The following is a 13297-nucleotide window of genomic DNA, read 5'->3' as shown; positions in this document are numbered from 1 at the left end:
GCCCCTTGCTCACTCGGAGACGACGGCTGCGTCGTACAGGTGCAGACGCGCGGCCGAGTCGAACGTGATGCCCTCGACGCCGGCACGCGAGGCGTGCAGCTGCAGCACCTCGAGCGTCGGGATGACGTAGGCGCGCTCGGCGACGAGCTGCTGGATCTGCTCGACGATCTCCTGGCGCTCCTCGACGTCGGCGGTCTGCGACTGCGCGAGCAGCAGCTCCTCGAGCTCCGGGTCGTCGACGATGCCCCAGCGGGACTTCGACTCGGTCGACAGCAGGCTGCGGAGCACGTCGGGGTCGGTGCGGGTCAGGCCGGCGCCGAGCATCTCGAAGTCGCCGGTGGCCGCGGCGCCGAAGAAGTCGCCGGAGGAGACCATGTTGATCTGCAGGTCGATGCCGGCCTCGGCCAGCTGGATCTGCGCGGCCTCGAGCACGTCCTGCGCGTAGAACGCGGTGACCGTGACGGTCAGCTTCTGGCCGTCCTTCTCGTAGATGCCGTCCGAGCCGAGGGTCCAGCCCGCGTTCTCGAGCAGCTTCTGCGCACCCTTGGGGTCGAAGTCGAGCTCGCCGTCGAGGGCGACGTAGCCGGGCGTGGAGGAGCTCAGCACGCTGGTGGGCGGGTTGCCGCTGACGGAGCCGGCGATGACGTTGATCTGGTCGCGGTCCAGGCTCTTGGTGATGGCCTGGCGGACCGCCTCGTCACCGAGGACGCCCGCGGTGGTGTTGACCACGAACGAGTTCGGCACACCCGGGTTGGCCTTGGCGTAGAGGTTGTAGTCCGGAGTGGTGAAGCGGGCCTCGTCGACGTACGGGAGGTCCTGGATCACGTCGTACTCGCCCGACTCGAGGCCGCCGGTGCGGACCGAGTTCTCGGCGATGATCGGGAAGCTGACCGAGGCGAGGTAGGCGTCTCCCTCGTGCTCGCGCAGCTCGGACGCCCAGTCGTAGCCCTCGCGCGCCGAGATCTCGACGCTGTCGTTGGGCACGTAGGAGTCGAGCACGAACGGACCGGTGCCGACGATCGTCTGGCAGCGCTCCTCGGGGGCGGCGGCGACCGTCTCGGGCGAGAGGATGCCGAGCGACATGGTGGTCGCGCCCTGCAGGAACTGCACGTTCGGGGCGGAGAAGTTCACCGTGAACTCGGTGTCGCTGACGATGTCGGTGCCCTCGTAGCCGGCGATGTAGCCGTTGGCGAGGGATGCGGCGGCGCCGAGCTCGACGATCTTGTCGAAGTTCGCGGCGACGGCCTCGGAGGTCAGCGGGGTGCCGTCGCTGAAGGTGACGTCGTCACGCAGCGTGAAGCTGTAGGAGGTGAGGTCGTCGCTCACCTCGTACTCGGACGCGAGCCACGGCACGATCTCGCCGGTCTCGGGGTCCTGGTCCAGGAGGGAGTCGGTGAGCTGGCGGCCGACGATCAGGGCGGTGGTCAGGGAGGTCTGCTGCGGGTCGACGCAGACGATGTCCTCCTTGAGCGCGAAGACGATGTCCTGCGCGAGGTCGGCGTCGGGCGTCGCGGCGGCGTTCTCCCCGCCGGCACAACCGGCGAGCGAGACCACGGCGGCAGCGGCGGTGAGCGGAAGGGCGATGCGCCGCATCCGGGAACCACGTGTGCTGGTCACGGTTACTCCTTGTTGGGGGTGGGGTGGTGCAGGAGGGGGGAGGTCAGCGGGGCAGGCTGCCGGCGACGACACGGCCGCGGGCGACGACGGCGACGATGTTGTCGGCCGTGAGCTGGTCGATGTCCTGCCAGGGGGTGCCGCGGACGACGACGAAGTCGGCGCCGAGCCCGGGGGCGAGCCGGCCGATCTTCTTGCCCATGCCGATCGCGTCGGCGGCGTCGGAGGTGCCCGCCTTGAGCGTGCGCTCCGAGCTCCAGCCGAACGAGCGGCGCATGAGGCTCAGCTCCTCGAGCTGGTCGCCGAATGCGACGAACACGCCGTTCGCGTCGGTGCCGAGCACGAACCGGACGCCGGCGGCCGCGGCGCCGACGAAGTTCTCGTCGCGCTCGGTGACGACGGCGCGGCCCTTCTCGGCGGCCTCGTCGGTGACCGGGATCTCGCGGTCGGCGATGCGGTTGTTGATGAGGAGGGTGGGGGCGACCGGGAGGTTCCGCTCGAGGAGCACCTCGAAGTGCCGCTCCAGGATGCCGGTGCCGTGCTCGATCGAGTCGGCGCCGAGTTCGAGGGCGATGTCGACGCCCTCGGCCGAGTGCGCGTGCGCGGCGACGAGCATGCCGAGCGCGTGCGCCTCATCGATCGTCGTCGCGATCTCCTCGTTGGTCTGGTTGCGCCAGCCGACCTTGTCGCCGATGGAGAGCACGCCGCCGCTGGTGAAGATCTTGATGCCGTCGGCACCCTGACGCGCCCACTGGCGCACGAGCTTGCGGCACTCGTCCGGGGAGTCGGCGACCGGGCCGCGGTGCGGGTAGTGCGGCGGGATGAACAGGTCGCCGTGACCGGCGGTCATGCCGACGGCGCCGTGCACGAGCAGGCGCGGGCCGGGGATGAGGCCGGCGTCGAACCCGCGGGCCGCGGAGAGCTGGGCTTCGCTGCCGGAGAGGTCGCGGAGGGTCGTGATGCCGTGCTCGACCGCGCGACGGGCGTGCGCGACCACGTGGAGCGTGCGCTCGGAGACGGGGGTGATGAGCGGCCAGCTCATCCAGTCGCCCGCGCCCGGCACCGCGGCGGAGTCGAGGTGCACGTGCGTGTCGATGAGGCCGGGGATGACGCTCAGGCCCTCGTGGGCGGGCGCCTCGGCGGCGGCGACCTCGGTGATCCGGTCGCCGTCCCAGGCGAGACTGACGTGGCCGCGGTCGGCGTCCCCGTCCCACAGGGCGATACCGGTCAGCCGTTGCGGGTTGGCGGTCACTGGCACTCCTCGGGTCCGGGGGCAAGAAAAAGACGGGCTGTCGTCCGACAGCTCCGTCTGCAGCGTCACGATACCGGGATTGCGCAACACAGATCGACAAGTACGGTCATCTTCGGCAACGTTTACGGAATCGAAACACGGGTTCCGCGGAATTCTGCGGACTCGTGCGAGACTCTGGCACCAGGTCGACGTAACTTGTCGACAAGATCCCCCGCTTTCGAGGAGACAGCCATGAAGACCGCCTTCGCCCGCACCGGCCGACGGATGCTGGTGGCCCTCGAGCCCGGCGACGAGGTCGTCGCATCGCTCGCGGAAGCCTGCCGCACCGCCGGCATCGAGCAGGCCGTCATCACGACCTTCAGCGGCGCGTTCCGCTGGGCGCGCATCATCGCCGCCGACCACGCGCCGGCGGACCCCGAGCTCCCCCTCCCCGAGGAGGCGCGGATCGGGTACTCGGAGGGGGTCGGCTCCGGCACGATCCTCCGCGACGGCGACGGCGCGTACATCGTCCACGTGCACGTCGCGTTCGGCGAGAAGGACCGGTCCGGCGCCGCCGCGGCCGGCCACCTGCTCGAGGCGGAGACGCACTACGTCGTCGAGATCGTGGTGGACGAGGTGCTCGACCCGCCGCTGCGGCGCGCGCCGCATCCGGGCGCCTCGGGCCTGCACATCCTCGATTTCCCGGAACAGCGCCGCCCGCTGCCCGCCGACCCAGCATGATGGACCGACGGGGGAACAGAGGGGGACTGTCGTGACGTATCTGCCGCTGCCTCGGCCGCACGGCCCGGGCGACGCCGCGCACATGCGCGTGCAGCACGGCCTGCTGCGCTTCGTCCGGGAGGCCGCGCAGCGCCGCGCGCCGCTGCCCGGCGAGATCGAGCTGACCGCGCGGCTCGGCTGCACGCGGCAGCAGCTGCGCAACGCGATGGCCGCGCTCGAGGCGCAGGGCATCGTCCGCCGCCGCCAGGGCACCGTGACGACCGTCGACCCGATCGCGCTCCGGCTGAGCGTGCGGCTCGAGGAGCAGTTCGAGCACGCCGACCTGCTCGACCGGCTGGGCTACCGCGCCGAGGTGGAGACGCTCGCGACCGAGCGCACCGACCTCGGCGCCGAGGTCGGCGCAGTGATGGAACTGCCGGCGGAGACCGCCGCGGTCGCGGTCCGCAAGCGCTGGCGCGCGGACGGCGCGGTCGCGATGATCGCCGACGACGTCGTGCCGTACGAGGGCGACCTCGACCACGAGCCGGGGGCATCGGTGTTCGCGATCGCGGCGGCGGCATGGGGCGAACCCGTCATCTGGGAGGTCGCGACCCCGGGTGCGAGCATCCTCACGGGTGAACTCGCGGAGCTCTTCGAGCGCCCCGAGGGATCACCCGTGATGACGGTCGAGATCATCGGCATCGGCGCGAGCGGCCGGCGCCTCATGCACAGCATGGAGTACCACGCGCCCGACCTGGTGTCGTACTCGCTGGTGCGCACCGTGCGTCCGCCGTGGGGCGGGCCGCACTGACGCTCCGGCGGATGCAGGAACCCCGGGGTCAGTCCCAGAAGCCCACGTGCGCCTCGGCCGCTTCGTCCTCGAGCATCGGGCCGAACACCTCGATACGCCGCTGACCGCGGGCGAAGACCTCGCGGCACGGCAGCGAGAACGTGGGGTTCTCGGGGTGGTCGCCGGTGAGCTCGAGCAGCCGGCGCTCCGAGAGCGCGTAGACGACCCGGTCGATCCCGGTCCAGTACGCGGCGCCGGAGCACATCGCGCACGGCTCCGCGCTCGTGAACAGCGTGGAGCCAGCCATCCCCTCGGCGCCGAGCACGCGGAACGCATGGGCGACGGCCTGGAGCTCGGCGTGCTGCGTGGGGTCGCCCTCGGGCGGCAGCGAGTTGTTGCCGAACGACGCCACGATGCGGCCGTCGGCACTCACCACGATCGAGCCGAACGGATGCCGACCGCCGGCCCGCGCCTCGTCGGCGACGCGGATGCTCTCCCGCAAGAACGCCAGGTCAGCGTCCGAGATCGTGTCCGTCATCTCTCTCCTTGTTAACAAGTGCTACGAACCGTTTCACTGTAGCGGGCACGAACCGCCACAATTCAGGCGCGGATTACGCACGAGTTACGAGTACGGAACAAAACGCCGCTCAACTTGTCGACAAGTGGGAGTTGCTCGCTACCGTTCCTCTGTACCGCACGCGCGAAAGGCCCCCATGCACTCCCACCCGCTCCCCACCCGCATCGATGAAGAGGTCCTCCGGGCACTGCCCAAGGCCGAGGTGCACATCCACCTCGAGGGCACCTTCTCGCTGCTGGACATCCTCACGCTCGCCAAGGAGAACGGCGTGCAGCTGCCGGGGCCGGCCGCCACGCTGTTCGACATCACCACGCACGACGCGTACGACGCGCCGGAGGTCACGACCGGCGGCGGCGCCGGTACCGGGTCTGCGGGCCTCACCGGGTTCCTCCGGTTCCTCGACTGGCAGTGCGGACTCGTCCGCACCCCCGCGCAGGCCGCCCGCGCCGCGTACGCGTTCGCCGCGCGGCAGACCGCTTCGGGGGTGCGCTACAGCGACGCCATCATCAACCCGACGCACTGGAACGCCTGGCGCGGCCGCGAGCTGGCACTGCTCGACGGGTTCGCCGCCGGCTTCGACGAGGCCGAGCAGGACGGCCTGTGCACCGTGAACATCGCGTACTCGCTGCTGCGCGCGCAGAGCGCGACCGAGGCGGAGGACATCATCCGCGGGATCCTCGAGCACCGTCCCCGCCGCGTCGTCGCGCTGTCCGTCGACGGCGACGAGAAGGTCAGCGGTCGCACGGGCGAGAAGTTCCGCGACGCGTTCGCCCTCGCCGCATCCGGTGGCCTGCACCGCACCGTGCACGCCGGCGAGTCGAGCGGCCCCGAGGGCGTCTGGGACGCCGTCGACCTCCTGCAGGCCGAGCGCATCGACCACGGCGTCCGCTCCATCGAGGACCCCGCCCTCATCGAACGCCTCATCGCGGACGGCATCAGCCTCGGCGTGTGCCCGCGCTCGAACGTCACCCTCGGCATCTACCCCGACTGGCAGCACCACCCGCTCCGTCGCCTCCTCGACGCGGGCGTGCTCGTCACCCTCAACACCGACGACCCCGCGCCGCTCGGCAGCACCCTGGAGTCGGACTGGGCGGTCGCCGCGCAGCAGTTCGGATTCGAGTACGCCGACATGGTCGGATTCGCCGCCCGGTCGATCGACGCGTCCTTCGCCGACCCCGACCTGAAGGCCCGGCTGCACGCCGAGCTCGCCGCCGTCTCGGAGGCCGCGTCCGCATGATCCGGTCCGCACGCCGTCCGATCACCGGGGCCGTGGCACTCGCCGCGACCGCGGTGCTCGCGGCGTGCACGCTGACCGGATGCGCGGCCGCCGAGCCCGACCTCGCAGAGGTCGTCGCCTCCTGGCCCGACCACTACCTGGTCGAGGGCACGAAGGCCGAACCGCTGTACACCGAGCTCATCGCGGCCGAACGCGACGGCGACGTCTTCCGCCTCCGGATCGACGCGGTCGGGCAGGGCGACAGCGCGATGGGCACGCAGCGCAGCGGCGTCCGCGTCGATGCGGACGGCACCGTCACCTGGCTCGCCGACTGCGCCCCCGCAGCGGCGTGCGCCGACGACCGCGCGGTGCGCGGTTTCCTCACCACAGCGCTCGTCGTGGGGCTCGCCCGCACCGGCGGACTCTCCGCCGCCGCGACCGCGCGCGAGCTCCACGGCACCCCGGTGCTCTGCGTCGACGACGCCGCGCTGCACCCGGATGCCGCCGCGACCGTGCCGCTCGACCCCTGCTTCGACCGGGCCACCGGCGCCGTGCTCGGCCACTGGTCGCCCGAGAGCGAGGCGTTCGTCGGCCCGACGCTCGCCCCGGGCTTCACCGTCACGGTCGACACCTGAGCTTCCCCCGATCCCACCGCACCAACCCACACGAACAAGGACCCGACATGCGCAAGACCTTCCTGCCCGCCGTCGTCGCGGCCGCCGCCGCGGCCGTCGTGCTCGCCGGCTGCTCCGGCACCGACACCGACACCGCAGCCTCCGACACCGACGCCGCCTCCGACGTCATCCGCGTCGGCGCCCTGACCCCGGGCAACGCCAACGACGGTGCCTTCAACCAGTCGCTCGCCGACGCGCTCGCGAAGCTCGCCGACGAGGGCCTCATCGAGTACGAGCTGCGCGAGCAGATGGCCGACCCCGCCACCAGCGAGCCGGTCATCGCCGACTTCGCCAGCCAGGGCTTCGACCTCGTCATCGGCCACGGCATCGAACTCGGCGACGCCGTCTTCTCGGTCGCCGAGGACTTCCCCGAGGTGCACTTCACCGCATCCGGCGGCGCCGACATCCTCGACAAGGCCACCGCCAACGTCGAGACCTGGACCTACGACGCGAGCCAGGTCGGCTACGTCTCCGGCTACATCGCGGGCGTCACGGGCGCCGAGACCATCGGTCGCGTGGAGAGCCTCGAGCTCGACTTCGTGAAGTACACCGACGAGTTCTTCCAGCAGGGCGTGCTCGCCGCGAACCCCGCCGCGAACCTCCTCCCCGTCGTCTACGCGGGCAGCTTCGACGACGCCGAGGCCGCCGCCACCGCGACCACCGGCCTCATCGACCAGGGCGCCGAGCTCGTCTACACGACCGGTGACGGCATCGCCGCCGGTGTGGGCGCCGCCGCCGCCAAGGGCGGCGCGCTCTCGGTCGGCGTCTCCGCCGCCGCCGGCACCGAGGCGCTGAGCAGCAACGTCTCCACCGTCGACCTCGACATGTACCCGATCATCAAGGCATGGGTCGAGGCCGTCGTCGCGGGCGACTTCGGCGACCAGGGCGTCGTCTCCACCTTCGCCAACGGCGGTCTCACCTACACCGAGATCAACGACGTCGACGGCCGCGTGGCCGCCGACGCCGTCACGAAGCTCGAGGAGCTCGTGGCCGGCATCGCCGACGGAACCGTCACCATCGGCTGATGACGGACACCGTCGTCGCGACCGACCGGGCGCTCGTCGCCCGGTCGGTCGCCATCCGCTTCGGCGCCGTGCAGGCTCTGCAGGGCGTCGACATCACCGTGCGTCCGGGCACCGTCCACGCACTGGTCGGCGAGAACGGCGCGGGCAAGTCCACGCTCGCGAAGATCCTCGCCGGCATCGAGTCCCCCGACACCGGGGAGATGACCATCGGCGGGGCCCCGTACGCGCCCCGCGACCGCGCCGACGGCAAGGCCCGCGGCGTGAACATGGTGCCGCAGCAGCTCAGCCTCGTGGGCGAGCTCAGCCTGGTCGAGAACTTCCTGCTCGCCGGCCCCCACCGCATCGTCAGCCGCCGCGCCGCACGCCGCGCACTGACCGAGACGCTCGAGCGCGCCGGGGTCACGGTCGACCTCGACGCTCCCACCGCGACCCTCAGCCAGGCGCACCGCCAACTCGGCGAGATCGTCGTCGCCCTCGCAGAGGGCGCGACCACCCTCATCCTGGACGAGCCCACCGCCAGCCTCGGCCCGATCGAGGTCGGCGGCCTGTTCGACCACCTCCGCGCCCTCTGCGACCTGGGTACGGCCATCGTCCTCATCACCCATCGCCTCGACGAGGTGCGTGCCGTCGCCGACGACGTCACCGTGCTCTCGCACGGGCGGATGGTGCACCACGGCCCGGCCCGAGGCCTCAGCGCTGCAGAGGTCGCCCGCCTCATGGTCGGCGAGTTGCCCGAACCTGCCGTCCGCGCGGCACGCGTCCGCGGCGAGGCGGTGCTGGAGCTGCGCGACGTGCGCGCCGCATCCGACCTCGACGCGGCGCTCGACGGCGTCTCGCTCGCGCTGCACGCGGGCGAGATCGTCGGGGTCGCCGGCGTCGCCGGCAGCGGCCAGAACACCCTGCTCGACGTGCTCGCCGGCGTCCGCGCCGCCGCATCCGGGTCCGTCGTGTTCGACGGCACCGCGTCGCCGAGCGCGGTCGACCTGCTCCGCGGCGGCGTCGCCTGGATCCCGGAGGAGCGCGCCGACGCCCTCGTACCCACAATGTCGCTCGGCGACACCCTCTCGCTCTACGACGCCGCCCGAGGTGCCCGACGGGTGAAGGGGACGACGTCGGATGCGGCCGCGCAGCTGCGCGCGTTCGACGTGCGCCCGCCCGTGCCCGCCCTCGCCGCCGGCGGCCTCTCCGGCGGCAACCAGCAGAAGCTGCTGGTCTCCCGCGAGCTCGGCCGGACCTGGCCCGGAACCCCGGCCGGCGCACCCCGGGTGGTGCTGGCGTACGGGCCCACCCAGGGCCTCGATCTGCGCGCCTCGCAGGCGATCCGGGAGCGGCTCGTCGCCGCGGCCGAGGCCGGCGCCGCGGTACTCGTGGCATCCCACGACCTCGAGGAGGTCCGCGACCTCGCCGACCGGGTCGTCGTGCTGTTCTCCGGCCGGGTGGTCGCCGACCTCCCCGCCGCCGAGGCCACGACCGCACGCGTCGGCGCCGCGATGGCCGGCCTCGACATCCCCGATGAGGAGACGACGACATGACCGAACTCACCGACCTGCTCCCCACGACGGCCGAGCTGGTGCGACTGCGAGCGGTGGCCGCGGGCCACGAGCGTCCCGACCTTATCGTGCGCGGCGGACTCGTGCAGTCCCCCGGCACGGAGGAATGGCTGGAGCGCGACGTCCTCATCGCCGGCCGCCACATCGCCACCCTCACCCCCTGGGGGCACGTCGCGGAGGCTGCGGCAGAGATCGACGCGAGCGGATGCCACGTCGTGCCCGGCTTCATCGACGCGCACCTGCACATCGAGTACACGAACCTCACCCCGGGCGAGCTCGCCCGACTCTCGGTGGCACGCGGCACCACGACCGTCCTCACCGACCCGAACGGTGCCGCGAACGTGTGGGGCGCACGCGGCATGGACTTCCTGCTGCAGACGAAGACCCCGCTGCACGTGTTCCAGCAGGTGTCGCCTACGACCCCCGGCTCCGCCGATCTCGAACTCGGTGGTGCCGTCATCCCCGAGGAGACCGTGCGGGCACGCCTGCACGACGACGTCACCGTCACCCTCGGCGAGAGCAACCCGTTCGACTACGGCGAGGTCTCCACCGGCCGCTTCCGCGAGGCCCTCGCCGCCGGCCGCCGCATCACCGGGCACACCGCCGCGCAGACCCACGAGTCGCTGTGGGGCTACCTCGCGGCCGGTGTCGGCGACGACCACAACGCCGCCACGGTCGACGAAGTGCTCGAGCGCACCCGGCTCGGCGCCATGATCACGATCATGGGGTCGTCGCTCACGGACAACACCGTCCCGCTGTTCGCCGACCCCGACGCGATCGCCCCGGCGCTGCGGCACCTGTGCTTCTGCGCCGACGACAAGCACGCCTTCGACCTGAGCTCGCAGGGGCACATCGACCACCACGTCCGCCAGGCGATCCGGTTCGGGGTCGACCCGCAGCTCGCGTACCGGATGGCGACCACGCAGCCCGCGCACTACTACCGGCTCGACCAGGTGCTGGGCCTGCTCGCCCCTTCCCGGCTCGCCGACCTGCAGATCATCCCCGACCTGGCCGAGGTGCGTCCGAGCACCGTCGTCGTCGCCGGCGAGGTCGTCGCCCGCGACGGCGTCTCACTGTTCGAGAACACCGACGAGGTGCCGGACTGGGTGCTCGGCACCGTGCACCTGCCCGAGACGCTGCCCGCCGACCTCTTCGCGGTCCCCGCACCCGAGGGCGTGGCGACCGTGCAGGCGCGGGCGATGGAGATGTACAACGGCTACTTCAAGCGCGCGTTCACCGCGACGCTGCCGGTCGTCGACGGAGTCGTCGCCGCCGACCCGTCGCAGGACGTGCTGAAGATCGCGGTCGTCGACCGCCACCACGGCCGCGCACTCACCGGCATCGGGTTCGTGCGCGGCTTCGGGCTGCGCACCGGCGCGATCGCGATCTCGATGAACTGCCCAAACATGAACATCTCGGTCGTCGGCGCGGACGACGCCGACATGCGCCTCGCGGTCGAGGAGCTCGGCCGCATGGGCGGCGGGTTCGTCACGGTGGCCGACGGCGAGGTGCTCGCCCGGGTGCCGCTCGAAGTGGGCGGCATGATGAGCGCGGCCCCGTTCGAGCAGACCGCCGCGGCGCTCGCCCACGGGCACGCGGTCACGGCCGAGCTCGGCTGCCCGATCGCCTCGCCCTACATCATCCTGTCGTTCGTCGGCCTCTACGCCGTGCCCGACCTCGGTCTCACCGAGCGCGGCCTCATCGACGCGTACACGCAGCGATTCGTCGACGTGCTGCTGCCCGGCCCGGTCGACGTGTGCGGCCACACCCACGACGAGGACACCCCGTGAGGCGGATCCGCCCGCGCACCGTCGTCGTGACCGCGGCGGTCGTGGTCGCGGTGCTCCTCGTCGCGACGGCGCTCATCCTGCTCGCCGGCGCCGACCCGGTCGTGGGCCTGCGCGGCCTCGTCGAGGGCGTGTCGAGTTCGCCCTACCGCGTGGGCGAGCTGCTCGTGGGCGCCGTGCCGATCGCGATCGTCGCACTCACCCTCATCCCGGCCCTGCGTGCGGGGATCTTCTCCGTCGGCGCCGAGGGCCAGGTGACGTTCGGCGCGATCGCCGCCACCGCCGTGATCCTGGGGCTGCGCGACCTCACCGGCGACACCGCCCCGGCCGCCCTGTACCTGCCGCTCGGCGCCCTCGCCGGCGCGGTCGGCGGTGCACTGTTCGCGCTGCTGCCCGCGTGGCTCGCCGCCCGGTGGCGGGTGAACGTCATCCTCTCCACCCTCCTGCTCAACTACGTCGCCACGGGCTTCCTCGGCTGGACCCTCCGCACCTGGCTCGCCACGCCCGAGACCACCGCGACGCCGCAGAGCGAGAAGCTGCCGGAGGCCTCCGCCCTTCCCGACCTCATCACCGGCACACGCGCGCACGTCGGCATCCTGCTCGTCCTCGTCGCCCTCGTGGTGTTCGAGTGGTGGCGCCGCACGCCGTCGGCCACCCGCGTCTCGGTGTTCGCCGAGCGTCCCGCGCTGGCGCTGCGGCTCGGCGCCACCCGCACCCGCACGCTGTACAGCACGATGCTCGTCTCGGGCGCCGGCGCCGGCCTCGTCGGCTGGATGCAGGTGGCGGGCGTGAACGACCGCCTCATGGGATCGGTCTCCGGCGGTGTCGGGTTCTCCGGCCTCGCGGTCGCCCTCCTGGGCGGGATGCTGCCGGTCGGGATCGTGCTCGCGGCGCTCTTCTTCTCCGCGCTCACCGTGGGCGCCGTCGGGATGCAGTCGGCCACCGGCACGATCCCCTCCTCGATCGCCGACGTGATCAAGGGCGTGCTGCTGCTCGGCGTCGCCGTCATCGCTGCGCTCCGTCCGGGCGTCGTCCCCTCCGCGCACCCCGCGCCCACGCCGGCCCCCGACGACGGCGCCTTCGCCCCGGACGAGCTGGCGCAGACCGCCGAGGACGCCCCCGCCCCGGACGAGGACGTCGTCGCCCCGGCCGGGTCCACCACCGAGGAGGCCACCCGATGACCCTCGAACTCTGGGCCTCGATCCTCGCCGGCGCGCTCGCGCTCGCGGCGCCCCTGGTCATCGCCGGCGTCGGCGAAGGCTTCGTGGAACGCGCCGGGCGCCTGAACCTCGGCATCGAGGGCATGATGATCCTCGGTGCACTGACCGGCGTGTTCGTCGCGAACGTCGCCGGTCCCGTCGTGGGCCTGCTCGCCGCCGGCGTCGTCGGTCTCGCACTCGCGGCGCTCATGAACGTGCTCGTGTACGCGCTGAAGGCGAACGAGATCGTCGTCGGCCTCGCGATCACGATGCTCGGCCTCGGCCTGTCCACGTTCCTGTACCAGCTGTGGATCCCGGCCGGCACGACGAACGTGAGCGTGCCGACCATCTCCAAGGTCGACCTGGGCGTCCTCACCGACATCCCGCTCGTCGGCCCCATGCTGTTCGGGCAGAGCCCGATCGTCTACGGCACCGTCGTGCTGCTCGTCGCCGCGTGGGCGGTCATGCGCTTCACCCGCTTCGGCCTGCAGGTGCGCGCCACCGGTGCCGACGCCGCATCCGCCGCCCTCCGCGGCGTCCGCCCGCGCCGCGTCGGCGAGCATGCGCTCCTCATCGGCGGCGTCCTCGCCGGCATCGCCGGCGGCACCGTCGCGCTCGCGGTGATCGGCTCGTTCACCCCCGGCATGACCGCGGGCCGCGGCTACATCGTGCTCGCGATCGTCATCATGGGGCGCATGAGCCCGATCGGCATCGCGCTCGGCGGGCTGCTGTTCGGCTTCCTGCAGAGCTTCTCGCTGCTGTCGCAGTCCACCAGCATCCAGCTGCCGAGCGAACTGTTCACGACGCTGCCGTACCTCGTCACGCTCATCGTGCTCGTCCTCACCTCCCGTGCCGAACTGCGCCGCCACGCGGCGCGGCTGCGGCTGTCCTGACCCGACCCACCCGGCCGACCC

The 13297-nt window shown here is 72.2% G+C and carries 12 protein-coding genes; 9 read left to right on the top strand and 3 right to left on the bottom strand.

Translation table 11 applies throughout. The features are described from left to right. Positions 1-9: 9 nt before the first annotated feature. Positions 10-1617: an ABC transporter substrate-binding protein gene (locus tag ACWAUO_RS11965; RefSeq protein WP_460775671.1), complete on the bottom strand. Its 1608-nt coding sequence runs from the start codon at positions 1615-1617 to the stop codon at positions 10-12. A gap of 43 nt (positions 1618-1660) precedes the next feature. After that, positions 1661-2866 carry a metal-dependent hydrolase family protein gene (locus ACWAUO_RS11960; RefSeq protein WP_460775670.1) on the bottom strand — a complete coding sequence of 402 codons (1206 nt, stop codon included), beginning with the start codon at positions 2864-2866 and terminating at the stop codon, positions 1661-1663. A 231-nt stretch (positions 2867-3097) separates the two neighbouring features. Between ACWAUO_RS11960 and ACWAUO_RS11955 the strand changes: the two genes are divergently transcribed. After that, entirely contained in the window at positions 3098-3586 is a 489-nt protein-coding gene (locus tag ACWAUO_RS11955; RefSeq protein WP_460775668.1) for a PPC domain-containing DNA-binding protein, read from the top strand. 31 nt (positions 3587-3617) lie between these two features. Beyond that, positions 3618-4376, top strand: a complete 759-nt coding sequence (locus ACWAUO_RS11950; protein ID WP_460775666.1) for a GntR family transcriptional regulator — start codon at positions 3618-3620, stop codon at positions 4374-4376. Between the two features lie 28 nt (positions 4377-4404). Here ACWAUO_RS11950 and ACWAUO_RS11945 read toward each other — a convergent pair whose 3' ends face one another. Next, entirely contained in the window at positions 4405-4893 is a 489-nt protein-coding gene (locus ACWAUO_RS11945) for a nucleoside deaminase (RefSeq protein WP_460775665.1), read from the bottom strand. 175 nt (positions 4894-5068) lie between these two features. Here ACWAUO_RS11945 and add point away from each other — a divergent pair, with 175 nt between their 5' ends. The 7 genes from add to ACWAUO_RS11910 are packed head-to-tail and all read left to right on the top strand — an operon-like array spanning position 5069 to position 13276. Beyond that, complete coding sequence (gene add, locus ACWAUO_RS11940) at positions 5069-6169, top strand: adenosine deaminase (protein ID WP_460775664.1); 1101 nt, start codon at positions 5069-5071, stop codon at positions 6167-6169. Continuing rightward, the gene (locus ACWAUO_RS11935) at positions 6166-6783 is read left to right on the top strand and encodes a hypothetical protein (RefSeq protein WP_460775662.1); all 618 of its coding nucleotides are present in this window, start codon (positions 6166-6168) and stop codon (positions 6781-6783) included. Before add ends, ACWAUO_RS11935 begins: the two co-directional genes overlap by 4 nt. 47 nt (positions 6784-6830) lie before the next feature. After that, positions 6831-7847 carry a BMP family lipoprotein gene (locus ACWAUO_RS11930; protein WP_460775661.1) on the top strand — a complete coding sequence of 339 codons (1017 nt, stop codon included), beginning with the start codon at positions 6831-6833 and terminating at the stop codon, positions 7845-7847. Then, a complete protein-coding gene (locus ACWAUO_RS11925) occupies positions 7847-9379 on the top strand; it encodes an ABC transporter ATP-binding protein (RefSeq protein ID WP_460775660.1) in 1533 nt (510 codons plus the stop codon). Before ACWAUO_RS11930 ends, ACWAUO_RS11925 begins: the two co-directional genes overlap by 1 nt. Next, on the top strand, positions 9376-11187 hold the full coding sequence (locus ACWAUO_RS11920; RefSeq protein WP_460775658.1) for an adenine deaminase C-terminal domain-containing protein: 1812 nt from the start codon (positions 9376-9378) through the stop codon (positions 11185-11187). The genes ACWAUO_RS11925 and ACWAUO_RS11920 overlap by 4 nt, the downstream gene beginning before the upstream one ends. Next, the gene (locus ACWAUO_RS11915; protein WP_460775656.1) at positions 11184-12365 is read left to right on the top strand and encodes an ABC transporter permease; all 1182 of its coding nucleotides are present in this window, start codon (positions 11184-11186) and stop codon (positions 12363-12365) included. Before ACWAUO_RS11920 ends, ACWAUO_RS11915 begins: the two co-directional genes overlap by 4 nt. Then, the gene (locus ACWAUO_RS11910) at positions 12362-13276 is read left to right on the top strand and encodes an ABC transporter permease (protein WP_460775655.1); all 915 of its coding nucleotides are present in this window, start codon (positions 12362-12364) and stop codon (positions 13274-13276) included. The genes ACWAUO_RS11915 and ACWAUO_RS11910 overlap by 4 nt, the downstream gene beginning before the upstream one ends. Positions 13277-13297 lie beyond the last annotated feature (21 nt).

Source organism: Microbacterium sp. GXF7504, from assembly GCF_054798235.1.
This window is presented reverse-complemented; position numbering and strand designations above follow the sequence as displayed.

Bases quoted from the DNA above. Each gene is read 5' to 3' on its own strand.
- ACWAUO_RS11955 (WP_460775668.1), top strand. From the start codon at position 3,098: ATGAAGACCGCCTTCGCCCGCACCGGCCGACGGATGCTGGTGGCCCTC.
- ACWAUO_RS11945 (WP_460775665.1), bottom strand. From the start codon at position 4,893: ATGACGGACACGATCTCGGACGCTGACCTGGCGTTCTTGCGGGAGAGC.
- add (WP_460775664.1), top strand. From the start codon at position 5,069: ATGCACTCCCACCCGCTCCCCACCCGCATCGATGAAGAGGTCCTCCGG.
- ACWAUO_RS11935 (WP_460775662.1), top strand. From the start codon at position 6,166: ATGATCCGGTCCGCACGCCGTCCGATCACCGGGGCCGTGGCACTCGCC.
- ACWAUO_RS11930 (WP_460775661.1), top strand. From the start codon at position 6,831: ATGCGCAAGACCTTCCTGCCCGCCGTCGTCGCGGCCGCCGCCGCGGCC.
- ACWAUO_RS11925 (WP_460775660.1), top strand. From the start codon at position 7,847: ATGACGGACACCGTCGTCGCGACCGACCGGGCGCTCGTCGCCCGGTCG.
- ACWAUO_RS11920 (WP_460775658.1), top strand. From the start codon at position 9,376: ATGACCGAACTCACCGACCTGCTCCCCACGACGGCCGAGCTGGTGCGA.
- ACWAUO_RS11910 (WP_460775655.1), top strand. From the start codon at position 12,362: ATGACCCTCGAACTCTGGGCCTCGATCCTCGCCGGCGCGCTCGCGCTC.